19 protein-coding genes, 1 tRNA gene, 1 other RNA gene and 1 pseudogene are annotated in these 23,329 nt (G+C 67.6%); 14 read left to right on the top strand and 8 right to left on the bottom strand.

The window, feature by feature from the left end; all coding sequences use genetic code 11:
• Nucleotides 1-5 precede the first annotated feature (5 nt).
• The gene (aceE, locus tag QNO12_RS07930) at nucleotides 6-2,732 is read right to left on the bottom strand and encodes a pyruvate dehydrogenase (acetyl-transferring), homodimeric type (RefSeq protein WP_257503867.1); all 2,727 of its coding nucleotides are present in this window, start codon (nucleotides 2,730-2,732) and stop codon (nucleotides 6-8) included.
• A 153-nt stretch (nucleotides 2,733-2,885) separates the two neighbouring features.
• Between aceE and QNO12_RS07935 the strand changes: the two genes are divergently transcribed.
• Nucleotides 2,886-2,958: transfer RNA gene (locus QNO12_RS07935), tRNA-Val, on the top strand.
• Nucleotides 2,959-3,372: 414 nt separating this feature from the next.
• On the opposite strand, the pseudogene QNO12_RS07940 reads toward QNO12_RS07935, so the two are convergent.
• Nucleotides 3,373-4,275: pseudogene (locus QNO12_RS07940) on the bottom strand (pyridoxal-phosphate dependent enzyme); the annotation flags it as partial.
• Between the two features lie 152 nt (nucleotides 4,276-4,427).
• Between QNO12_RS07940 and QNO12_RS07945 the strand changes: the two are divergent.
• The gene (locus tag QNO12_RS07945; protein ID WP_257503866.1) at nucleotides 4,428-4,964 is read left to right on the top strand and encodes an RNA polymerase sigma factor; all 537 of its coding nucleotides are present in this window, start codon (nucleotides 4,428-4,430) and stop codon (nucleotides 4,962-4,964) included.
• Nucleotides 4,955-6,109, top strand: coding sequence for a hypothetical protein (locus QNO12_RS07950; RefSeq protein WP_285178375.1), 1,155 nt, complete (start codon nucleotides 4,955-4,957; stop codon nucleotides 6,107-6,109). Before QNO12_RS07945 ends, QNO12_RS07950 begins: the two co-directional genes overlap by 10 nt.
• A 31-nt stretch (nucleotides 6,110-6,140) precedes the next feature.
• On the opposite strand, the gene QNO12_RS07955 is transcribed toward QNO12_RS07950, so the two are convergent.
• On the bottom strand, nucleotides 6,141-6,413 hold the full coding sequence (locus tag QNO12_RS07955; RefSeq protein ID WP_257503881.1) for an SOS response-associated peptidase family protein: 273 nt from the start codon (nucleotides 6,411-6,413) through the stop codon (nucleotides 6,141-6,143).
• Nucleotides 6,414-6,500: 87 nt separating this feature from the next.
• Nucleotides 6,501-6,833, bottom strand: a complete 333-nt coding sequence (locus QNO12_RS07960; protein ID WP_257503864.1) for an immunity protein CdiI family protein — start codon at nucleotides 6,831-6,833, stop codon at nucleotides 6,501-6,503.
• Between the two features lie 131 nt (nucleotides 6,834-6,964).
• On the opposite strand from QNO12_RS07960, the gene QNO12_RS07965 reads away from it, so the two are divergent.
• Nucleotides 6,965-7,735, top strand: coding sequence for a hypothetical protein (locus tag QNO12_RS07965; RefSeq protein ID WP_257503863.1), 771 nt, complete (start codon nucleotides 6,965-6,967; stop codon nucleotides 7,733-7,735).
• Nucleotides 7,736-7,750: 15 nt separating this feature from the next.
• Here QNO12_RS07965 and QNO12_RS07970 read toward each other — a convergent pair whose 3' ends face one another.
• From QNO12_RS07970 to QNO12_RS07980, 3 genes are all read right to left on the bottom strand, one after another.
• Nucleotides 7,751-8,689 (bottom strand): class I SAM-dependent methyltransferase, encoded by a 939-nt coding sequence (locus QNO12_RS07970; protein WP_285178376.1) that lies wholly within the window; start codon nucleotides 8,687-8,689, stop codon nucleotides 7,751-7,753.
• 406 nt (nucleotides 8,690-9,095) lie between these two features.
• Nucleotides 9,096-9,977, bottom strand: coding sequence for an ABC transporter permease subunit (locus tag QNO12_RS07975; protein ID WP_257503861.1), 882 nt, complete (start codon nucleotides 9,975-9,977; stop codon nucleotides 9,096-9,098).
• Complete coding sequence (locus QNO12_RS07980) at nucleotides 9,974-10,900, bottom strand: ABC transporter ATP-binding protein (RefSeq protein ID WP_257503860.1); 927 nt, start codon at nucleotides 10,898-10,900, stop codon at nucleotides 9,974-9,976. The genes QNO12_RS07975 and QNO12_RS07980 overlap by 4 nt, the downstream gene beginning before the upstream one ends.
• 535 nt (nucleotides 10,901-11,435) lie before the next feature.
• Between QNO12_RS07980 and QNO12_RS07985 the strand changes: the two genes are divergently transcribed.
• The 7 genes from QNO12_RS07985 to rnpB all read left to right on the top strand — a co-directional run bounded on the left by QNO12_RS07985 (nucleotide 11,436) and on the right by rnpB (nucleotide 17,670).
• On the top strand, nucleotides 11,436-13,175 hold the full coding sequence (locus tag QNO12_RS07985) for an AMP-binding protein (protein WP_257503859.1): 1,740 nt from the start codon (nucleotides 11,436-11,438) through the stop codon (nucleotides 13,173-13,175).
• Nucleotides 13,176-13,312: 137 nt separating this feature from the next.
• Nucleotides 13,313-13,447, top strand: coding sequence for a hypothetical protein (locus QNO12_RS07990; protein ID WP_257503858.1), 135 nt, complete (start codon nucleotides 13,313-13,315; stop codon nucleotides 13,445-13,447).
• 149 nt (nucleotides 13,448-13,596) lie between these two features.
• On the top strand, nucleotides 13,597-14,301 hold the full coding sequence (locus QNO12_RS07995; RefSeq protein ID WP_257503857.1) for a GNAT family N-acetyltransferase: 705 nt from the start codon (nucleotides 13,597-13,599) through the stop codon (nucleotides 14,299-14,301).
• A 50-nt stretch (nucleotides 14,302-14,351) separates the two neighbouring features.
• Nucleotides 14,352-15,083: a zinc ribbon domain-containing protein gene (locus QNO12_RS08000; RefSeq protein WP_257503856.1), complete on the top strand. Its 732-nt coding sequence runs from the start codon at nucleotides 14,352-14,354 to the stop codon at nucleotides 15,081-15,083.
• On the top strand, nucleotides 15,080-15,523 hold the full coding sequence (locus tag QNO12_RS08005) for a reverse transcriptase-like protein (protein ID WP_257503855.1): 444 nt from the start codon (nucleotides 15,080-15,082) through the stop codon (nucleotides 15,521-15,523). Before QNO12_RS08000 ends, QNO12_RS08005 begins: the two co-directional genes overlap by 4 nt.
• Nucleotides 15,453-17,240, top strand: coding sequence for a bifunctional 3'-5' exonuclease/DNA polymerase (locus tag QNO12_RS08010; RefSeq protein WP_257503854.1), 1,788 nt, complete (start codon nucleotides 15,453-15,455; stop codon nucleotides 17,238-17,240). Before QNO12_RS08005 ends, QNO12_RS08010 begins: the two co-directional genes overlap by 71 nt.
• 63 nt (nucleotides 17,241-17,303) lie before the next feature.
• Nucleotides 17,304-17,670, top strand: an RNA gene (gene rnpB / locus QNO12_RS08015) — RNase P RNA component class A.
• A gap of 40 nt (nucleotides 17,671-17,710) precedes the next feature.
• On the opposite strand, the gene ppgK is transcribed toward rnpB, so the two are convergent.
• A complete protein-coding gene (ppgK, locus tag QNO12_RS08020) occupies nucleotides 17,711-18,472 on the bottom strand; it encodes a polyphosphate--glucose phosphotransferase (protein WP_257503853.1) in 762 nt (253 codons plus the stop codon).
• A gap of 88 nt (nucleotides 18,473-18,560) precedes the next feature.
• Between ppgK and QNO12_RS08025 the strand changes: the two genes are divergently transcribed.
• Genes QNO12_RS08025 through QNO12_RS08035 form a run of 3 tightly spaced genes read left to right on the top strand, consistent with a single transcriptional unit; the run spans nucleotide 18,561 to nucleotide 23,198 of the window.
• Nucleotides 18,561-18,806: an SPOR domain-containing protein gene (locus QNO12_RS08025; protein WP_257503852.1), complete on the top strand. Its 246-nt coding sequence runs from the start codon at nucleotides 18,561-18,563 to the stop codon at nucleotides 18,804-18,806.
• Nucleotides 18,807-18,842: 36 nt separating this feature from the next.
• Nucleotides 18,843-20,180 (top strand): type I glutamate--ammonia ligase, encoded by a 1,338-nt coding sequence (gene glnA, locus QNO12_RS08030; RefSeq protein ID WP_257503851.1) that lies wholly within the window; start codon nucleotides 18,843-18,845, stop codon nucleotides 20,178-20,180.
• Between the two features lie 15 nt (nucleotides 20,181-20,195).
• A complete protein-coding gene (locus QNO12_RS08035; protein WP_257503849.1) occupies nucleotides 20,196-23,198 on the top strand; it encodes a bifunctional [glutamine synthetase] adenylyltransferase/[glutamine synthetase]-adenylyl-L-tyrosine phosphorylase in 3,003 nt (1,000 codons plus the stop codon).
• The last annotated feature ends 131 nt before the right edge of the window (nucleotides 23,199-23,329 follow it).

The following is a 23,329-nucleotide window of genomic DNA, read 5'->3' on the forward strand; positions in this document are numbered from 1 at the left end:
CTGGGTCAGCTCTCGCCGCCCGCGTTGCCGCTGGTGCCGGCGGTCACGTCGTGCAGCCGGTACTTCTCGATCGCCTGGGCGGCGAGCGACGCGTCGACCGCGCCGTCCTGCGCCAGCGACTGCAGGGTCCGCACCACCACGGACGGTCCGTCGATCTTGAAGAACCGGCGAGCCGCCGCACGCGTGTCCGAGAACCCGAAACCGTCGGCGCCGAGCGTTGCGAACCGGTGCTGAACCCACGGACGGATCTGGTCCTGCACGGCGTGCATGTAGTCGCTCACGGCGACGACGGGACCGGGCGTGTCGCGCAGCTTCTCGGTGATGTACGCGGTGCGCGGCTCCTCTTGCGGGTGCAGGAAGTTGTGCTCGTCGGCGGCCAGGCCGTCCCGGCGCAACTCGGTCCACGAGGTGACGGACCAGACGTCGGCGATCACGCCCCAGTCGTTCTTGAGCAACTGCTGCGCCTCCAGGGCCCACGGGACTCCGACGCCGGACGCCAGAAGCTGCGCGCGCGGGCCGTCACCCTCGCCCACGGAGATTCGGTGGATGCCGCGGACGATGCCGTCCACGTCCACATCCGCCGGCTCGGCGGGCTGCAGAAGCGGCTCGTTGTAGACGGTCAGGTAGTACATCACGTTCGGGTCGGGGTGTGCGCCGCCGTACATGCGGTCCAGGCCCGCGCGGACGATATGGGCGATCTCGTAGCCGTAGGCGGGGTCGTACGACACGGTCGCCGGGTTCGTCGAGGCGAGCAGGTGCGAGTGACCGTCGGCGTGCTGCAGCCCCTCACCGGTCAGCGTGGTCCGACCGGCCGTCGCGCCGATGACGAAGCCGCGTGCCATCTGGTCGCCGGCAGCCCACTGGGCGTCGCCGGTGCGCTGGAATCCGAACATCGAATAGAAGATGTAAACCGGGATCAGGGGTTCGCCGTGAGTGGAGTAGGAGGTGCCCACTCCCGTGAACGCGGCAACCGCACCGGCCTCGTTGATGCCGACGTGCAGGATCTGCCCCTGCGGGCTCTCCTTGTACGCGAGCAGCAGCTCACGGTCGACGGAGGTGTAGTTCTGCCCGTTCGGGTTGTAGATCTTCGCCGTCGGGAAGAAGGCATCCATGCCGAACGTGCGCGCCTCGTCGGGAATGATCGGCACGATGCGGTGGCCGAAGTCCTTGGCCCGCAGCAGGTCCTTCAGCAGGCGGACGAACGCCATGGTCGTGGCGATCTCCTGGGTGCCGGAGCCCTTCTTCGGCTGTGCGTACGCGGAATCGCCGGGAAGCGTCAGCCCGACATGGGTCGAACGGCGCTCGGGCACGAAGCCGCCCAGCGCGCGCCGACGCTCCATGAGGTACTGGATCGTCTCGTCCTGCTGACCGGGGTTGTAGTACGGCGGCAGATACGGGTTCTCCTCGAGCTGAGCATCCGAGATCGGGATGTGCATGCCGTCGCGGAAGTGCTTCAGATCGTCGAGTGTCATCTTCTTCATCTGGTGCGTCGCGTTGCGCCCTTCGAAGTGGGGCCCGAGCCCATAGCCCTTGATCGTCTTGGCGATGATCACGGTGGGCTGCCCCTTGTGCTCAACGGCAGCCTTGTACGCCGCGTACACCTTGCGGTAGTCGTGACCGCCGCGCTTGAGTCCCCAGACCTGGTCGTCGGTGTAGTCCTTGACCAGCGCGAGCGCCCGCTCATCCCGGCCGAAGAAGTTCTCGCGCACGTACGCGCCGTTCTCGCTCTTGAAGGTCTGGTAATCGCCGTCCGGGGTGATGTTCATCAGGTTCAGCAGCGCGCCATCGGTGTCGCGGGCCAGGAGATCGTCCCATTCGCGGCCCCACACGACCTTGATGACATTCCACCCGGCGCCGCGGAAGAAGCTCTCCAGCTCCTGGATGATCTTTCCGTTGCCGCGCACCGGGCCGTCCAGGCGCTGCAGGTTGGCGTTGATGACGAAGGTCAGATTGTCCAGGCCCTCGTTCGCGGCGACCTGCAGCTGCCCGCGGCTTTCGACCTCGTCCATTTCGCCGTCGCCGAGGAACGCCCAGACGTGGGATTCCCCGACGTCTTTGATGCCCCGGTTCGTGAGGTACTTGTTCGTCATCGCCTGGTAGATCGCGTTGATGGGGCCCAGGCCCATCGACACGGTCGGGAATTGCCAGAACTCCGGCATGAGCCGGGGGTGAGGATAGGACGGGATGCCGTTGGGGGCCGCCGACTTCTCCTGGCGGAAGCCGTCCAGCTGCGCCTCGGTGAGGCGTCCCTCCAGGAATGCGCGCGCGTAGGTGCCCGGGGACGCGTGGCCCTGAACGAAGATCTGATCGCCACCGGAGGGATGGTCGGCGCCGCGGAAGAAGTGGTTGAAGCCCACCTCGTAGAGCGCGGCCGAAGACGCGTACGTCGAGATGTGTCCGCCGACGCCGATCCCCGGTCGCTGGGCGCGGTGGACCGTGACCGCGGCGTTCCAGCGGATCCAGGCCCGGTAGCGACGCTCGATCTCCTCGTCACCGGGGAAGTCGGGCTCGTTCTCGGGAGCGATCGTATTGATGTAGTCCGTGGTGGGGACCATCGGCACACCCAGATGCAGATCCTTCGAGCGCTTCAGCAGGCTGAGCATGATCTCGCGCGCCCGGCCGTGGCCTTTCGCGGCGACGAGCTGCTCGAGCGACTCCTGCCATTCGGCGGTCTCGTCGGGATCGCTGTCGAGGGCGCCTTGGGAGTAGGGATCCTGGTCGTGAACAGTCACGGAAGACCTTTCGTCGTCTGGCAGATCGTGCCAGGTAATCGCAGGTGATGCGGCGCAGGCTTTGTTCAGCAGACACAAACGCACCGACTGTCAGCCTAGCGAGTCCTGTGTGGGCGCAGGCGTCCTGGTCGCCACGTTCTAGACTTGCCGCGAGGGCCTTTAGCTCAGCTGGTAGAGCGCCACGTTTACACCGTGGATGTCGTCGGTTCGATCCCGGCAGGGCCCACCCAGAAAACACTGGGGACGCGAGCTGTGCCCCGCTCTCAGGAAACCGGACGCGGCCCCCCAGCGGCCCCCGCGAATGGTGAGTTGCGTTCGCAGTGCGTTCATCCTCCGGTCGTCCGCGGAGCGATCAAGACAGGCCACTCACCGTCACTGCGCAACGTCGCACGCACGGCACTCGTTGCTGCGAATGCATCAGAGTGCATCCTCAGTTCCACTACCGGGGAGTCGTATGTCCGCGAGTCGGACGTTCGGGCGTCCGTTTGACGCACCCGACTGCGACAATCCATGCGGGCGGGTCTTTCGGACACCTTTCAACGACAGCCGCAAGCGCACGCGTGTCGCGGCGACAATCAGACATAGCTGTCGCAGTGACCGACCGGTGATCGGGTACGTGCGAGCGCGACGGACCGTAGATCTCGAGCTGCGCGCCGAGCGCCATCGCCTCCATGGTCGACTCGATGGGCAGGCCGTACAGCTCGCCCGCCCAGCCCTCGAGCACCTGGGAGCTCGTCATCGCGCAGGTCGCGGCCCCAGCTCGATGAGCGCGGCGGTGTGACGGGCGATGCGGGTGATCTGGGCAGTGGTCTTGTCCAGAGTGGCGGATGCGTCGATGCCCAGCACCCGCCGCCTGATGCCCGTGAGGTCCTGGAGCGCGGCGAAACCCGCGAGCATCCCCGCATGCGTCGACCCGGTGACAGTGCACACGATGGTCGTGTCGAACGTGATGCCGAGCGCCTTCTCCTACTCGGCGAGCTCGAAGGCCCAGTTCGCGAACCCCAGCCCGCCGAGCGGGTGCTCGGACGCGCCGGTGGGTATCGGGTAAGGCGTGCCGCCGGATGCCTCGACCTCTGCGAGCGCGGACTTCGACGAGTCGCGACGCCGATGTCGAACCCCGCGTCATCCAGCCGGGAGTCGGCGCCCATCATGCGGGAGAGGAGGATGTTGCCGACCCTGTCGTTGCTCGGGTCGTCCCACGGCACCCACTTCTCCTGCACGAGACGCGCCTTCGGGCCCAGGGTGTGCCGCGACCGCCGGACCCGGCGCGTGTGGTTGGACTGGTACCCGCCGATCGAGACGAGGGTGTCGGCGCCCGATGCGAGCACATCGGGGACGATGTACCCGAGCTTGCGCACCTTGTTTCCGCCGTACGCGAGACCACTCGAGACGTCATCGCGCTTGGCCTAGACCTGCGCGCCCTCAGGTGCTGGGTAGTTCGTTTCAGGTGCTGGAGCGGACTCGGTCCGAACGTGAGCGGGTAGCGGGGAACTCGGCAAGCTTCATAGCACGTCGTCCTCGGGTCGGCGGTCGGTGTTCCCAGTCTCCGCCATGCCTACTCCACTCTGCGTGAGAAGGCGGGTCTGTATGGCTTCCGCGGCGTGTCTCCCGACACTTCTGCCTTCTCGCGAGAGCAGTCGGGGAGATTCTGCTGCCAGTTAGGAACCATCCGTGCGATCACGGACACTACAGGGTATGAGCGATGCTGATGCGGAGTTGTGGGTGCGGGTGCGCGCGGGCGATGAATCCGCGCTCGGTGCCCTCTTCGATCGACACGAGGCCCGACTGTTCCGCCACGCTTGCCGTCTGCTCACCACGCGAGAAGACGCGAAGGATGCCGTCACCATCGCCTTCTTCGAGCTGTGGCGCAAACGCGCCTCCGTGCGCTTGGTCGATGGGTCGCCGCTGCCGTGGCTGCTGAACACCGTGTCGCATTCGGCGCGCAACCTCGAGCGGTCCGGTCGTCGCTACCGGGCACTGATCGCCCACTCGCCGATCGGCGATCACGCAGCGGCACCACGCGCTTCCGATGAGAGCGGCGTTCTGGCCGCGTTGAAGAGGCTCCCGGCACGGGAGCAGAGCGTCATCGTCCTCACTGTGCTGGAGGGATATCCGGAGCGGGCGACCGCGGAAACCCTCGGCATCCCCGTGGGGACGGTCAAATCACGACTCGCGCGGGCGAAGGCGAAGCTGCGCGACGAGATGAAGGCGATGGAGGCATCATGGGCATGAACGACGACGGTCTCTCCCCGCGGGAGCACGCGGAGATGCGGGACCTGGTCCTCGCCGGCACCCAGCGAATCAAGCCTGCGGGTGCACACCGCAATCAGTTCGTCGCAGCCACGCTCGCGCTGGTGCTGGTCGGCGCCGTGACGGGCGCCGCGATCACGACCGCGGCGATCTTCGGAACCGACACGACCGCGACCACGCCGACTCCTTCGCCGACGGTGACGGTGACGGTGACCCCGACGCCTACCGCAACTCCGACGCCGACGGCTACGCCGCCGCCGGTGCCCGCCGAGGCCGGCACAGCGTTCGGCGGCGATTGCGCCAACTCTCTAAGACCCGAGGAGGTCGCAGCCGCCATCGGCGTAGACATGGTCCTCCACGAGCCTGCGTGGCGATCCGGAGCGGAGGGCCTATTGGGAGGGCTGGTCTGCACCTGGACCGACCCGAATGGATACGCGAGCCCGACGGTCCGGCTGATCTCTTATCCCGCGTCACTCGTGCCCGTTGACATCCAAGCGGCGCCGGCCCTCTGCGGGGGCGAGGAAAACAACTGCACGATCAGCGGCGCTTCGGGGGACACCTGGCTGTACATGAGCATCAGCCCTGCAGTCGAAGAGACCGTCGGCCGAGATCTGTGGGAGACCGCTGTGTCACGCGCCGGCAAGTTCGCCGCACCGCGATCGGAACCCCGCACGGCCGATTGGTGGCCGACGACATCGTGCGAGCAGCTCGAGCAAAATGTGGATCTGCTCGCGGTGACCGGGTGGCAGTCGATCAGTTACACCCCGCTGCATGACGCCAACTCGCGGACGCCTTGGTCTCTGCCGGAGCGAGTGGGTGGAGTCAGCTGGTGCCAGTTCACAGGAAACCCGCCTGGGAGTGGGCTCCACGGGGTCGGCATCTCGATTCGGGTCATCCCGGGTGGCGGGAAGTACTTCTCGCAGATCGCCGCGTCCGAGGGCGCGACGACCGTCGAGGTGGAGGGAGCGGTCGAGGCTGCCGAGGTCCGCGACGACGACCTGTGGGAAGGGCATTACGCGAAAACGGTCGCCACCGACGGCGTCAACCTTGTCATCGTGGGAATCAGCATGCTCGACGACAGTACGGCCGGCTCGCCGATCGCCGCCGCCGTGCTCGCTGCGATGTAACCGGTCGAGGCGGGGGCAGCACTCCTCCCATCTAGACTCGTCCCTCGTGGTCACCCGTCTCTCGCATCACTTCCTCCGCACCCTGCGCGAAGACCCGCCTGACGCCGAGGTCGCCTCGCACCGATGGCTCGTGCGTGCCGGCTACATCCGCCGCCAGGCCCCAGGCGTCTTCGCGTGGCTGCCGCTCAGTCTGGGTGGGCGCGACCGAGTACCTGGGCGTCCATTCGCGGAAGTCGCCGCCCTCGACGACGAAGTCGCGAATGAGTTCGTCGGTCTTGGCGTTCAGGGCGAATCTCCCGCACATCCCGCTTTTCTCCTTGCCATCACGCGGTTTTGTGCGGATCGAGTTGTCGCGTTGGTCGACCGGCAACCGGGCCACTACTTCGTCAGATCACAATCTGTCACGCCAGGGTCCGAACTCGCGTTGTACGTCGGCAAACGATTGAACCTCGTCCTGTAGGCGAAGCGCTATCCACTCTCCGTCGCGCAGCCACTTCTGCAGGTTCGCGTCGGTGTCCCACCCTTGGAACGGGTTGGCGTGTTCCTCGAAGAACGCTTGCCAGCCGGCTAGATCCTCGCCGAGTTCCTGACTCAGTCCGTACGTGGCCGGCGTCGTCGTGTAACCGACGTCCCACGTGGGCGTTGAGTCCTCCCAGAGCGGGTAGTCGCGGGAGTATTCCGGGAACAACCGGATCACCCGTCGGTGCGGCGGAATCTGCTCCATGAACTGCACGATACCCACGCCGGCGGATGCATGACCGGCGCGAGCGGTGAGCGTCGTTCTGAGGGACCGCCCTTCGGACGCACCTGTCTGCGTGGTCTCCGTACATGCCCCCATTGCGTCACGAAGTCGACATGCGTCCTGCTGAGGCCGTCGCCAACTTGCTCGACCCGCGGGGAGACAGGGTCGCATCGGTGATCCCACCCGGCTACGAATCGTATGTTCGCATTCTCAACCCGATTGAACTCAGAGACGGGTCCACCATCTCCTGGACCGAGACCGTGAGCAGAAACGGGTTCAAGCCTCACGCCTGGATGCAGTGGCCCGAATTCGAAGCCAGCAACCAAATTGCGTTCTGGAAGGAACCCGAAATGGGAAACCCGGCAGTCAGTCTCGTTCAGCACCTCATCGAGGCACTGCAACCGGATCGGAGCACGCACTACTTCGCCTCATGGGCCGGGTACGCCACGGAGATACAAGAACCAACCGTCGAGTTCTCCCCGTATCACCGTGAAATGGTGCTCTACACAGGCAACCTGGTCGATGAGGACCACGCTCCGCTCCTGCCGACCACGGCGACTGGCCGCGTGCCGATGTACTGGTGGCCCTCGGATCTTCGCTGGCTCGTCGGACACGACATCTACGCGCGAAGCCTCTTCGTCGGCTGCTCCGAGAGTACAGCGCAGAGAATCCTCGCAGATCAGAACCTCGACGCATACGCAGTGATGGCCTCAGACAAGGTCCTCAACGAAGAGTTCGGACGCGACCGCAGCAACGGCTGCGAATCACCGCCTGTCGCACGAGCGGATCGGCAATTGCACCTCCGTGGTTACGCCGTTGACCCTCGGGAGGACGGGATCTGCGCTCTCCAGAGAATCCAGGGTCCCGCCTGCAGGGCATCCTGAGTTGCGCCTCTACGGCTACGCGGGCACAGTCCCCCGCGCTGTCCACGCTGACCCCGTGACTTCGAACGGGGCGGGCGGCATCTCGGACCGAAGCGTGTGTTGCAATCGCAGCCGTCCCGCGTCGTCAAGCGACGCGATGTACGCCCCGACCGGACCCACGCCGCGCTCGTAGGGTTGCCACCAGTCTTCGAAGGTCGGATGAAGCACGCGCACCGTCAACACGGTCTCGGCGATCTCACGGAGCCCGGCCGCAGCCAGGTAGCGGCCGAGCTGTCCCCGTCGAGTACCCGGGCGCTCGGATTCGGACGGCGCGTCCGGATCGACCGTGCTGAGCACCTCCCAGAATTGACTAAGCGGACTGGTACCCCCGGCGTGGTCCCATACGCACGCTGCAACCACGCCGCCGGGGCGGACCACCCGCGCCACTTCCCGAAGGTCGTGCACCGGGTCGCTCATGAAGTGGACCACCAGTTGCGCCAACGCGACGTCGAACTCGGCATCTTCGAAGGGAAGATCGCCCGCAGCCGCCATCTCGATCCGTGCTCCCGGAAAGCGCTCCCGCGCCGCCGCTGAGTACGAGACTGAGGGCTCGACTCCGGTGACGGCCGCCGCTCCCAGTCGAGCGACGAGCTCAGCTGTCAGCGCCCCGGGCCCGCACCCCACATCGAGCACGCGCTGACCCTGCTGGACACCCGCAAAATCCGAAAATGGGGAGCTCAACAGCTCGGAATAGCGACCCATGAAGCGGTCGTAATCGACCGCTGCGCCCTCGAATCCCATGCGCACACCGTACGTCCCCCGACCCATCGGTGGAAGGGACCGCCCGATCAGTGCAGGCAGCGGAAGCATCCTCCCAAGATCGGTACGCGCGAATAGTGCGGCGCGCCACGAATCCACGCCGACCAGCACCACCCATCCGTGCCCTTCGGGAGCGGGTTGGCCGACCGCATTCATCCACGATTCGCCGACCAAACGATCATGCACCGGCGCCGACCTTGTTTGATGGCAGGGAGTTCACGTCCGTCGCTGACCTCTCGAGGCCGCACGCAGGAGGATCGTCAATTGCGGATCAAACTGATCGGGTGCCGCGGAGGATTCTCACGGTCCCGGTTACTCGTTCGCCCGTGAGTCCGTGTTTTTTCGCGCCGGTACGGTTGCTTTGTCTAAATAGCGATCGTTTCTGACGACTGACCGCTCATCGACCTGGGGCCGCCGCAGATGGAGCTGGAATGCCCTTTCGGTCGGGACCTACGGCTGGCTCTGCTCTAGTTCTGCACAGGTAGGCTGCGCATGACCGGCAGAGCGGGTACGTGCGCTGATTCAGCAACGGTCCTCATCCTCGGACTCGTCATGCAATCGCTCACGCATCGCGACGCTTGAGCGTCACGATCGCCACGCTGAACAGCACGACGACCCAGACCACGAGGCCGAGAGCCCCCTGCCACGGTTCGAGGACCCAGAGACCCTCGGCTCGGTTGAGCGGTGAGCCCGGTGCAACGAACTCGGCGTAACCCGGGTGGCTGGTGAGGGCTCGGCCCAGGTTGAACGGGAGCAGCGCGACGAGGTTGTGCAACCAGACCTGCGACGCGGCACCACCGGCCACGAGGCCGAGCCCGAGCGGTACGACGAACACGAGTCCGAGTGCCGTGGCGATGCCGCTCGCGATGTTGCGCAGGAACGCGCCGATCGCGAAGGCCATGAGCCCGACCATCACGAGGTAGCCGATGCTGCCGATCATGGCACGCCAGTAGTGCGGGTCGTCGAAGCGGATGTCGATGCCGTTCCCGGCGAGCAGCGGGATGGAGATCGGGATCGTGACGGCCACCGCCATTGCACCGATAAGGAAGGTGACGACGGCGAACACCAACGCTTTGGCAAGCAACGCGGGAACCCGACGCGGTACAGCCGTGAGGGTGGACCTGATCATCCCGCTGCTGTATTCGCCGGCAATCACCAGAACGCCCAACACGCCCACGATAAGAACGTTGATATCGGTGCTGAGATTGATGACACTCACGCCGGCGTACTGCTGGCCTGTCTGTGCGACCTCTCCGTCGAACCAGGCGAAACTCATCGAGGAGGACATCTGAGCTCCCACACCGACGGTGATCGCGACGATGGCGGCGTAAATCCACCAGGTCGATCGGATGCTGCGGAGCTTGATCCACTCGGAGTGGATGATCCCTCCGATGCTGAGGTTCTGCCCTGTGGCCGCGAAGACCGGAGTGGTGGTCGCGCTCATCGGGTGCCCTCCGAAGGGGTCTGGGGGGTCGTGTACTCGACCTCATCGCGAGTGAGTTCCATGTACGCCTCTTCGAGAGACCTCGTCACGGGCGTGAGCTCGTAGACGATGACGCCCGCTCCGGCCGCGATCTCCGCGATGCGCGCCGCGGCGACCCGGGTGACCGAGAGGAGGTCCGTCTCGGCGCTGGTGACGCCGGCGCCCTGCGCGGCGAGCAGCGCGCCGAGACGGTCGGCATCGCTCGCACGCACCAGCACGGAGTCCCTCGACGCCTTCGCGAGGATCTCGCTGACGGGTGCATCAGCGAGCACCCTTCCGCGCCCGAGCACGATCAGATGCTCCGCGGTCTGCGCCATCTCGCTCATCAGGTGCGACGAGAGCAAGACCGTCCTCCCTTCCGTGGCGAGGGTGCGGACGAGTCGGCGCACCCAAATGACGCCCTCGGGGTCGAGCCCGTTGACCGGTTCGTCGAGGATAAGCGTGGCGGGGTCGCCGAGCAGTGCGGTGGCGAGCCCGAGGCGCTGTCCCATTCCGAGCGAGAAGCCGCGTACGCGCTTCCGCGCCACCGAGTCGAGACCGGCGAGGCGGATGACCTCGCCGACGCGCTTCGTTCCGATGCGGTGCGTCGCCGCCATGGCGAGCAGATGGTCGCGGGCGGTGCGCCCTGGGTGCACGGCCCGCGCGTCGAGGAGCACTCCCACCTCGTGCAGCGGCGACCGGTGGTCTTCGTAGGGCCGCCCGTTGATCGTTACCGTGCCGGAGGTGGGGCGATCGAGCCCGACGATCATGCGCATCGTCGTCGACTTGCCCGCCCCGTTCGGGCCGAGGAAACCGGTTACTCGTCCCGGAGCGACCGAGAAGTCGATGCCGTCGACGGCGGTCTTCGGTCCGTAGCGCTTGGTCAGGGACTGAGCGTGAATCACAAGATTCCATTCTCTGCGGTGCCGCAGGTCGTAATGCCGAGCGAGAAGCTAGCTCAGCTAGTGGACACTATGTGGCGGGGACAGTGTCAAGAGGGACACCCCCGTGCCGATCGCGACTTCGTCCATTACGTTCCGGCTTCATCGTGGCAAGCGTCACGATCCATGCCGCTGCCTGTTCGCGGCTCTTCGGCGCGGGGTAGTGCCGCATGACTTCGGGATCACCGGGCGCCAAGCCGCCCCTGAGCGTCGCGCCATTGCACAGCCCTGGTTGTACTGCCTGCTGTGGAAAGCGGTCGGGCGGTATCGGCGGTGGCGTGGAAGAAGTCGCTTGTGTTGCGGTCCGCATGCGTTCCTCGCATGATTTCTGAACCGCCAGATTTCGTGCCGCCGTGCGGGACGGTCTGCCGGGACCGCTTGAGTTCGAACAGCCACCTATGAGAACACGCCGTGGCCAGTCATCGGCAGGAGGGGCGGGCCAGGGGCCGTTCGCCTGTGCGCCTGTGCGCCGGGCAAGATGACACGAAGGACGTATGACATGCCGGAAGAACGCACCACTCTGATCGACAGCCTGCGGATCAATGCTCGCGAGCTCGGGAACGCGAACGGGATCCTGTACTACGACACCCCGCAATCGTCCACGTACCGGGGTTATGGGGACCTTGATCTCCGCGCTCGTGCGATTGCCGACGCTCTCGTGAAGCGCGGCTACCGCGTGGGTCAAACCGTCACGATCGGCCTGACCAGCGGGCTCGACTGGGCGGATGCCGCATGGGGTGTGCTTTACGCCGGTCTCGCATTCGTTCCCGCACCGGTCGCCGGATTCGGCACCGGATCAGAGCTCGGGCAGCGGATCGGCGATATCGCCCGCGCGGCCGGGGCATCGGTCTTCCTCAGCGACGGCGGCGTCATCGATCGCCTCGGCGACGGAGACGACAGCCTCGGGGTGCCCGCCGTGCTGCTCGCTGATCTGCTCGCCGACGGCGACCCGGAACAGTGGACGCCACCCGCGATCAACGCGGACTCGATCGCGTATCTGGTATTCACCTCGGGGTCCACTGGCGACCCGAAGGGCGTCATCTCCACCCATGGCACGGTGAGCGGCTTCGCCGACGCGGTGGCCGAACTCTGGGGGCTCGACCGTGAGGGGACGCTTGTCGGGTGGGCACCGATGCACCACATCATGGGGCTCTTGGCGCAGGTCATCATCCCTGGGGCGAACGGCACGAAAGCGGTGGTCACCTCGATCGAGCAGTTCCAGCGCCGGCCCGTCGTCTGGCTGCAGATGATCAGCCGACATCAAGGCACAGCGACGGCCGCGGGGAACTTCGCCTTCGCCCTCGTCACGCAGATGGTCACTGACCAGCAGCTCGCCGAACTTGATCTGTCCAGCCTCAAAGTGATGTTCACGGGCAGCGAGCCGGTACGCGCGGACACCGTGCGAGCATTCCTCGACCGGTTCGCGCCCGCCGGCATCCGCGGCGACATGATCGCACCGACCATGGGGATGACCGAGGCCACCGCCTACGCCGGGAAATACCCCGGAGAGGCAATGGTCGTGCGCCGCTTCGACCGCGCCGCTATCGAGTCGGGAGAACTCATCCCCGCCGAGGGTCCGGGAAGCGTCGAGGCGGTGTCCTGCGGACGCCCCATCAAGGACACGACCGTTGTCATCGTCGATCCCCATACGCTGATGCCCGTACCCGACGGGACCATAGGCGAGATCTGGGTCGCGTCGCCGATGGTGTCACCCGGGTATTTCCGCCGCCCGGATGCGACGGCCGAGACGTTCGGACAGCAGCTCCCCGGCTCGGAGGAGGCGTTCATGCGCACAGGGGACCTTGCCGCGATCCTCGACGGCGAGCTGTTCGTCACGGGTCGTCTCAAAGAGGTGATCAACGTGCGCGGCCGTAACCTCTATCCGCAAGACATCGAGGCCGCGGCGCGCCTGGTCTCACCCGCCGTCGGGTTCGGCGCCGCCTTCGAACTCGACGGTCATCCCTCAGCCGTGGGAACCGTGCTCGAGTACAACGAAGAGACGCTTGCCCAGTCGGGCCACTCGATCGACAAGCTCGCCGGCCGGGTGCGCGACGCGCTGGTCAAGAACATCTCCCTTCCGTCTTTGGGGGTCGCGTTCGTCACGGAAGGTTCACTGCCGCGGACCTCAACCGGAAAGGTACGGCGCGCACTGACACGCACAATGCTCGAGAACGGCGACCTGTCGACGGCTCACTCGTCGGGCTTTCGTCAACACCCAGGCAACGGGCCTACCGAGTAGGGCATCTCCTGACCGCTGTCGCGCGTCGGCGAGCCCCGTGGAGTGCTGTGGTCCGTCCCGTCGGCGCTCGTGGACGGCGACCGGCTGACTGTTGTCAACCCATGGCGGAAATCGGCGCGAGAGCGTGGAATGGTGCCATGACTGAGGACAAAGCGAATACACAGGGCACGCCAGGGGACGACGAAGAGGCGGACACCGCGTCAGGTGGCGCACCGGAAAAGCCGGACACGACCGACGAGAAGGGCCGCCCGCTGGACAACCCGTCCGGCTGATCCCGAGCCGAGGTCGGCGGCCCGATCCGATTCCGTATCGCGGTACGCGGAATGAAGCATCCCTCGCCGTCGTTGCCCATGTGGCCCCTGTGAGCGGTCGCCGAATCCATGCGCCACCGCCGGGCCGCAGCGCAATCGGAGCAGGCCAGATGACAGACGTCCTTTCCCCTCACCACGATGCCATCGTGCTGGACAACGCCGCCTGGCACGCGTTGTCCGGTCCGCACGCGCGCTTCGCCGAGGGAAACGGCCTGGTGCGCCGCTACCGGTCCGATGTCGCGCCGTTCGTCGCGGTGCGGACATGGGATGACCCGGGGATCTGGGACGCGCTGATCGGCCTGGTCGGACACGGCGCGGAGATCGGGGTGTCCGGCGCCCTGCCCGACTTCCCCGATGGCTGGGTGGAAGTGGGTCGCGGTGAGGGAGTGCAGCTGGTCGAGACCGCTGCACTCCGCCCGGTTCCAGACCCGGAAGCCGTGCTGCTCGGCGAGGACGACGTTGCGGAGATGCTCGCCCTCGTCGGACGCAATCAGCCCGGCCCCTTCCTGCCGCGCACCCACGAGCTGGGGCGATACATCGGCTTCCGGCGCGAAGGCCGGCTGGTGGCGATGGCGGGCGAGCGCCTGCAGCCGGATGGCTGGACCGAGATCAGCGCGGTCTCCACCGACGACGCGTACCGCCGGCAGGGACTCGCCTCACGGCTCGTGCTGGATGCCGCGTTCCACATCCGGCAGCGCGGCGACCGCGCACTCATGCACGCCGCCGCGACTAACGTCGGAGCGATCGCGGCGTACGAGCGTCTGGGATTCGCGCTGCGCTCGCGCACGACCTTCGCCGTGGTGCGCGTTCCCTGACGACACGCTCGGATGGGCGTCCCACGAAGCCCGCGGGGTAGGTTGGAGAGGTGAATGCAAGCCCCGCGGATCAGCGCCGCCTTCTGGAAGTCGCCGAACTCGACACCCGTATCCGCCAGGTCGATGCCGTGCGCCGGAACCCGCCGCAGGCGACCCGCGTTCAGGAGTTGATCGCCCGTCGCCAGGAGTTGGCTCAGGAGCTGGCCACGCGCCTGGGCGTGCGGGACGACCTGCGCGCCGATCTGGCTCGGATCGAGTCCGACGTCGCCGTGGTCGACGCGCGCCGCGCTCGCGACGCCGACCGGCTCGCCTCGACGAGCAACATGAAGGAGGCGCAGGGCCTGGAGAGCGAACTGGGCTCCCTGGCTCGTCGCAAGGGAGACCTCGAGGATGCCCAGCTCGAGCTGATGGAACGCCTGGAGATGGCCGACGCCGCCGTCGCGACGCAGGAAGCGCTGATCGCCGAGACCAACGCCGAAGGCGCGACTTTGAGCGCCGAGGCCAAACGGGTCGTCGCAGAGTCGAGCGCCGCGTTCGATGCGGCCACCCGTGATCGGGCCGCCGTCGCCGGGAGCATTGCGGCAGACCTCCTCGCGTTGTACGAGCGCACGGCGGTGCGCAGCTCCGGCGCCGCTCTGCTGCGCCGCGGCACCTGCGAGGGCTGCCGCATGGTCCTGGCCGGCACCGACCTGCAGGCACTGCGTCAGGCACCGGAGGACGCGGTCGTGACCTGTCCGGAATGCGGGTGCATCCTGGTGCGAACGGAGGAGTCCGGTCTGTGACGCGTCGATTGATCGTCGAGGCTGACGGCGGTTCGCGCGGCAACCCCGGCATCGCCGCCGGCGGAGCGGTCGTGCTCGATGAGGCCACCGGTGCGGTGCTCAGCGAGGTCGGCGTCTACGTCGGAATCGCCAGCAACAACGTCGCCGAATACCGCGGACTGATCGCCGGTCTGGAAAGCGCGCTCGAGCACGATCCGGACGCGGCGGTGCACGTCCGGCTGGACTCCAAGCTGGTCGTCGAGCAGATGACGGGCCGGTGGAAGATCGGGCATCCCGATATGCGCACCCTGGCCGCCAGCGCCCAGCGCCTGCTGCAGGGACGGGATGTGTCGTTCGAATGGGTTCCCCGGCTCTCGAACAAGCGGGCGGATGCCGCGGCGAACGAGTCGATGGATCGCCGGGAGAGCTTCCGTCGGGACTTCGACGGTGCGCAGGCCTGATCGATCGACCTGGATCGTCCTGGGCAGATCGGGCACCGACTGCACCGTCGCCTTCCTGGACGCCGCAGGCGTCGAACAGGGACGCGGCACGGTCGCCGCGGACGCGCTGCCGGGGTGGGTGGCGGAGCGCGAAGCGGGCGAACCGGTCCGCTGGGTGTGGAATGACACCCCCGGCTGGTACGCAGGGCTGCTGACGGGGGGAACACGGGTCGCGCGCTGTCACGACCTGCGCCTGTGCCATGCCATCCTGCGCGACTCCGCACTCGTACGCGCGGACGCGGATCTCCGCGGCCATCCCGACTGGGACGCGCCCGCGAACACCGACTCCGCCGCCGCGCCGGCCCTGTTCGAGCTGGGTACTGCACCGGATGCCGCGCCCGCGCTGCCGGAGTCCCTCGACGAGGCGCTGCAGGAGTTCGCCCGGCAGCGCGCCGCCGTGGACGGCGCGAGCGATCCCGGGCGGCTCCGTCTGCTGACGGCTGCCGAGTCCGCCGGTGCCCTCGTCGCGGTGGAACTGCGCGCCGCGGGGCTGCCGTGGGATCCGCAGGCGCACGACCGGATCCTCGCGGAGGTGCTCGGAGCGCGTCCCGCCGCCGGCCGGACACCGGCGAAGCTGGAGGATGCCGGGAGGCGGGTCCGCGAAGCCCTCGGGGACCCCGCCGCGAACCTGGACTCGCAGCCCAAGCTGCTGCGATCGCTGCACCGCGCCGGCATCCTGGTCGAATCCACCAGCCGGTGGGAGCTGGCGCAGTACCGGCATCCGGTCATCGAACCGCTGCTGGAGTACAAGAAGCTCTCGCGTCTGCTGTCGGCGAATGGATGGGCGTGGCTGGACGAGTGGGTCCACGACGGACGGTTCCGGCCGGTGTACGTTCCCGGCGGCGTCGTGACCGGACGGTGGGCGTCGTCGGGGGGTGGCGCTCTGCAGCTGCCGCGGCAGCTGCGCGGCGCGGTGCGTGCCGACCCGGGGTGGCGTCTGGTGATCGCCGACGTCGCTCAGCTCGAACCACGGGTGCTGGCCGCGATGGCCGGTGATCGCGCACTCGCAGATGCGGCGCGCGGGAAGGATCTGTACGCGGGAATCGTGGATGCCGGAGCGGTCCCCACGCGCGCGGAGGCGAAGATCGCGATGCTCGGCGCGATGTACGGCGCGACCACAGGCGACAGCGGTCGTCTCGTGCCGCGGCTGCGCCGCACGTTCCCCCGGGCGATGGCGCTCGTGGACGCCGCCGCGCGCGAGGGGGAGAACGGCGGTGTGGTCAGCACCTGGCTGGGACGCAGCTGTCCGGAACCGTCAGCGGGCTGGCACGCGGCGCAGTCGTTGGCGAGCGACGTCGACGCGTCCGGCGGGGACGAGACGCGCGCACGTCGCTGGGCACGCGATCGTGGCCGGTTCACGCGGAACTTCGTGGTGCAGGGAACGGCAGCGGAATGGGCGCTGGCGTGGATGGCGGACGTGCGCGGCCGGCTCGCCGCCCTCGACGCCGTCCCGGAGTCGGATGCCGCGCCCCGTTCCGGACGGGTGTTCGCGACGCGTCCGCATCTGGCGTTCTTCCTGCACGACGAGGTCGTGGTGCACGCCCCGAGGGAGCACGCGGACGCGGCGGCGCGGGCGATCAGCGAGGCGGCAGAATCCGCGGGGCGGCTTCTGTTCGGCGATTTTCCGATCGATTTCCCCCTGGACCTGCGCATCGCCGAGACGGCACACGGCGAGTGAGCCCCGGCGATGTACCCCGCGGCGGGCGCACACAGCGACGCGGGCTAGACTCGGCTCCGCGAATGGGTCGGCTGGACGGTCGCGTCGCTGCGGTTCGCCGCAGCGCCGAGGAACGTCCGGGCTCCACAGGGCAGGGCGGTGGGTAACACCCACCCGGAGTGATCCGCGAGACAGTGCCACAGAGAACAGACCGCCACGGCTTCGGCCGCGGTAAGGGTGAAACGGTGGTGTAAGAGACCACCGGGGTCGTGGTGACACGACCCGCAAGGTAAACCTCGCCCGGAGCAAGGCCAGACAGAGGATGTTGACGCGGCTCGCCGAGTCCTCGGGTAGGCCGCAGGAGCGGCACGGCAACGTGTCGCCGAGAGAGATGACCGTCCACGGGGCTTCGGCTCCCGGACAGAACCCGGCGTACAGGCCGGCCCATTCGCCCTCTCGCAGACGTCAGGACGGCGGGCTGGACAGCGTGATCAGCCCAGCGCCAGCGCAGCAGCCCCGACGATCCCCGCGTTGTTGCGGTGCACCGCGGGAACGATCGGGGTGTTCAGCTTCAGCAGCGGCAGGAACGAGTCCGCGTGCTTGGAGACGCCGCCACCGACGATGAACAGGTCGGGGGTGAACAGGAACTCCACGTGCTCGTAGTACCACTGCAGCCGTTGCGCCCACTGCTCCCAGCTGAGGTCTTCGCGCTCCATCGCCGAGTAGGCGGCGTACGCCTCGGCATCCTTGCTGTGCTTGGCCCGCTGCAGGTGGCCGAGTTCGGAGTTCGGGATCAGCACGCCGTTGTAGATCATGGCCGAGCCGATGCCCGTGCCGAGGGTCGTCAGGATGGTCAGACCCTTCGCGTCGCGTGCGGCGCCGAAGCGCATCTCTGCGACGCCCGCGACGTCGGCGTCGTTGGCGAAGTGGATCTCGCGGCCGAGGCCGTCTTCGAAGAAGGTCTCCGCCTCGAAGCCGATCCACTCCTTGGACACGTTCGCCGCCGAGAGGGTGCGCCCCGACTTCACGATCGCGGGAAAGGCCACGCCGAGCGGGATGGCGTCATCGAGCACGTCCAGCTGTGCGAGCACCTGGCGGACCGCGCCGAGCACGTCCTCGGGCTCCGCGCCGCTCGGCGTGGCGACCTTGATGCGGTCGCTGACCAGCGTTCCCGCATTCAGATCGACGATCGCCGCTTTGATGCCCGTTCCGCCGATGTCCACGCCCACTGCGCGCGCCATGTCCGATGCCATGGGGCCAGCCTATCCAGGACCGCACCCGCGGTCAGTAGGATCGAGCAGGCGGCTCCCCATGACTCGGGGGCTGCGAGAGGAGCGGGAAGTGTCCAGCGACGACAAGCGGTACTGGTACAACCTCACGACCGGCGAGGTGGAGCACGGCTACGTGTCCCCGTCCGTCAACCGTGCGGGCCCCTTCGACACCGCCGAGGAAGCCGCGAGAGCGCCGGAGATCATCCGGGAACGTTCGCGGGCCTGGGCTGAAGAGGAGCAGCGCGAGGACGAATCCCGGACCGCGCCCACGGCGGACGCCCCCTTCGACAACATGCTCGAGAACGACCAGAAATAACCCTGGCCACAACCGCCGGGCATCGAAGGGAATTGGATGGACAAGCAGCGTGACTTCGTTCTGCGGACGATTGAAGAGCGGGGCGTCAAATTCGTCCGGCTCTGGTTCACCGACGTCATCGGGACCCTCAAGTCGGTGGCGATCGCGCCGGCCGAGGTAGAAGGAGCGTTCAGCGAAGGGCTCGGATTCGACGGTTCCGCGATCGAGGGTCTGACCCGGTCGTACGAGTCGGACCTCCTGGCCCATCCCGATCCGACCACCTTCCAGATCCTGCCGTGGCGGGGCGAGATAGATCCGACCGCGCGGATGTTCTGCGACATCACCACGCCGGACGGGCAGCCGGCCGTCGCCGACCCGCGGCACGTCCTGAAACGCTCGCTGGCAAAAGCCGCTGATGCGGGGTTCACGTTCTACACGCACCCCGAGATCGAGTTCTACCTGCTCAAGTCGTCCTCCTTCGGACCGGACGGCCCGGAGCCGGTGGACTCCGCCGGCTACTTCGACAACGTCCCCGGCGGGACCGCCCACGATTTCCGTCGACGCTCGGTGCGGATGCTCGAGGACCTGGGCATCTCGGTCGAGTACAGCCACCACGAGGGCGGACCCGGGCAGAACGAGATCGATCTGCGGTACGCGGACGCGCTGGCCACCGCGGACAACATCATGACGTTCCGCACGGTCGTCAAGGAGGTGGCGATCGAGCAGGGCGTCTACGCGACGTTCATGCCCAAGCCGCTCGGGGGAAAGCCGGGCAGTGGGATGCACACCCACATGTCTCTGTTCGAGGGCGATGTGAACGCCTTCTACGAGGAGGGCGCCACCTACCAGCTCTCCAGAACGGGCCGGCAGTTCATCGCGGGGCTGCTGCGCCACGCCGGCGAGATCTCCGCCGTCACGAACCAGTTCGTCAACTCCTACAAGCGGCTCTGGGGCGGGGACGAGGCGCCCAGCTTCATCACGTGGGGCCACAACAACAGGTCCGCGTTGGTCCGTGTCCCGATGTACAAGCCGAACAAGGGCCAGTCCTCGCGCGTGGAGTACCGGGCTCTGGATTCGGCCGCCAACCCGTACCTGGCATACGCGCTCATGCTCGCCGCCGGTCTCAAGGGCATCGAGGAAGGCTACGAGCTGCCTCCCGAGGCCGAAGACAACGTCTGGTCGCTCACCGACGCGGAGCGGCGCGCGCTGGGATACGCGCCGCTGCCGGCGAGCCTGGATCATGCTTTGGAGTACATGGAGGAATCGGAATTGGTCGCCGAGACACTCGGCGAACAGGTGTTCAACTACGTCCTGCTCAACAAGCGCAAGGAGTGGCAGGAGTATCGCTCGCAGGTGACGCACTACGAGCTGAAGAACAACCTCGAGATGCTCTGAGCCTGCCGCGAGACGATGTCCACGAGCGAACGGTCGCAGTCACTCACCCACCTGGCCCGGCTCGGTTTCAGCCGGCTGGGCGAGGCGGAGGCCCAGCTCGTCGAGCTCGAGGAGCTGCTCGGACTCGGACGGGATGTCCTCACCGCGTCGGCTGTGCATGCCGCCGATCCCGATGCGGCCGTATCGGGACTGACGCAGATCGCGCGGCGGGACGCCGGCTGCGTGCGGACACTGCACGCCGACCTCGGCGGGCGGCGGGCGCTGTGGGCGCTGCTGGGAGCATCGACCGGCTTCGCCGACTTCTATCTGCGGCATCCAGAGGAGCTCGCCCACCTGGTCGGGGCGGGCTCGACGCTGCCGTCGGCCGAGGGCATGCGGACGGCTCTGCTGGAGTCCGTGGGTGCGCAGGACGGCTTCGCCGCGGACGGGAGCGACGCGTCGTGGGTCGCGCTCCGGGTCCGCTATCGCCAACTGCTGGCCGACATCGCCGCGTTCGACCTGCTGAGCGCGTCCCCGGTGGACGAGGTGGGCATCGTCGCGGCACGACTGGCGGATGCCGCCGCCGCGGCGCTGGAGGCGTCGCTGTGCGTGGCACGCACCCGCGTCGCCGGCGGGGGAGCGGGCACGGGTGCGTTCTCCCGCGATCAGGTCGCGGGCACCTGTCTGGCCATCATCGGGATGGGTAAGGCAGGAGCGCGAGAGTTGAACTACGTCAGTGACGTGGATGTGATCTTCGTCGCCGGCGGGGACGACGCGCTCATCGCCGAGGTCGGAGAGAGTCGCATCGTGGACATCGCGACGCGGCTCGCAGTACAGACGATGCGCGGCATCTCGGGAGTGGAGATCGAACCGCCGCTGTGGGAAGTGGACGCCAACCTCCGCCCAGAGGGCAAACAGGGGGCGCTGGTGCGCACCCTCGATTCGCACTTGTCCTACTACGATCGCTGGGCCAAGAGCTGGGAGTTCCAAGCGCTGCTGAAGGCGCGACCCCTGGCCGGCGACCCCGAACTCGGCGCCGCATACGTTGCAGCAGTGCAGCCGAAGATCTGGACCAGCGCGGCGCGCGAGAATTTCGTGGACAGCGTCCAGCGCATGCGCGAACGCGTCACCGACAACATCCCGGCCGCAGAGGTCCCGTTCCAGATCAAGCTGGGCCCCGGGGGTATCCGGGACATCGAGTTCACCGTTCAGCTGCTCCAGCTCGTGCACGGACTCTCCGATGATCGGATCCGCCAGCGCGGCACGCTGGACGCACTGGACGCACTGGTCGAACAGGGCTACATCGGCCGCGCGGAGGCGGCGACGTTCTCGAACGACTACCGGGTGCTCCGCCTGCTCGAGCATCGGGTTCAGCTGCGCAATCTGCGGCGCACGCACCTGATGCCGTCGCGTCCCGAGGATCTCAGAGTGCTGGCCCGCTCGTCCGGCATCGCGGACTCCGGCGAAAAGATCTGGCAGACCTGGGAGACGATCAAGCGCGAGGTGCGCGACATCCACGTGCGCCTGTTCTACCGCCCCCTGCTGACGGCGGTCGCATCGCTTCCCGAGCAGGAGCGGACGCTGTCGCTTGCGCAGGCCCACGATCGGCTGGCGGCCATCGGCTTCACCGATCCGGTGGGCGCCCTGCGACACATCGCCGCGCTGACCAGCGGGCTCAGCCGCGGCGCGACCATCCAGCGGCACCTGATGCCGGTCATGATCCGCTGGTTCGCCGACGGAGTCGACCCCGACTACGGGCTGATCGCCTTCCGGCGGATCAGCGAGCGGCTCGGCGGCAGCCCCTGGTTCCTGCGCATGCTGCGGGACTCCTCCGGCGCTGCCGAGCGGCTCACGCGCGTCCTGTCCAGCTCCCGCTACGTCGGGGAGCTGATGGAGTGGATCCCCGAGTCCGCGGCCTGGCTCGATGACCCCGAGCTGCTTCAGCCTCGATCCGGCGTCGCTCTGCAGCAGGAGGCGCGTGCGATCCAGGCACGGCACGCCACGATCGCGGACGCCGCGCGCGCGATCCGGGCGCTGCGTCGCCGTGAACTGCTGCGCATCGCGATGTCCGCGATTCTGGGGACCTCGACGATCGAGGAGATCGCCACCGCGTTGACCACGGTGACCGAGGTGACGATCCAGGCGACGCTGCGCGCGGTACGCCGCGAGATCGTGCCCCCGGAGGACGCTGCGCTGGATTTCTCGGTCATCGCGATGGGCCGCTTCGGCGGCAGCGAACTGGGGTTCGGCTCGGATGCCGACGTGATGTACGTGTACCGGCCGAACGGTGTGGATCCGCAGCGCGCGCACGAGCTGTCGATCCAGCTCGTCTCCGGCCTGCGGACGCACTCGGAGGATCAGCGGGTGCCGCTGGATCTGGACGCGGACCTGCGTCCCGAGGGACGCAACGGACCGGTCGCCCGGTCTCTGGAGGCGTACACCGAGTACTACCGCCGCTGGTCCCTGTCCTGGGAGGCGCAGGCGCTGCTGCGGGCCAGGGGCGTCGCAGGCAGCGCGAAGCTGATCAGCGCTTTCACCGACCTGGCCGATGACGTGCGCTACCCGGCATCCGTCGACCCGCAGGCGCTGCGGGAGATCAAGAGGATCAAAGCCCGTGTCGAGAAGGAACGGCTGCCCCAGGGCGTGGACCCGGCGCGCCATCTCAAGCTCGGACCCGGCTCGCTCAGCGATGTGGAATGGCTGGTGCAGCTGCTGCAGATGGAGCACGCGCACCGCATTCCCGCGATGAGGACGACGTCCACCATCGCCGCGCTGCGAGCGGCCCAAGGCGCCGGCATCGTTCCCGAGGCATCCGCCGACCGCCTCGCCGAGGCGTGGCGGCTGGCCAGCAGACTGCGGTCGGCGAACACCCTGCTGTCCGGCCAGACCAGCGATGTCCTTCCCACGGGTCGTAAGAAACTGGACGGCATCGGCCGGCTCCTGGGCTACCCGCCGCGCTCGGCCACTCAGGTCGAGGAGGACTACCTCGGCGCGACCCGTCGTGCTCGCCGCGTCTTCGAGCACCTGTTCTACGGCTGAGATCCGCCGCGCCGTATACGCGCCGGCGCCCGCCGCGAAACGCGAGAGACCCTCGGCTCTGGGGGCCAAGGGTCTCTCTTCCCAACCGACCGGGAACACACGAACCCGAATCGTCCGTGTTCACATCGTCG

The sequence above is a fragment of the Microbacterium sp. zg-B185 genome (assembly GCF_030246885.1).
In the GTDB taxonomy this organism is placed as follows: domain Bacteria; phylum Actinomycetota; class Actinomycetes; order Actinomycetales; family Microbacteriaceae; genus Microbacterium.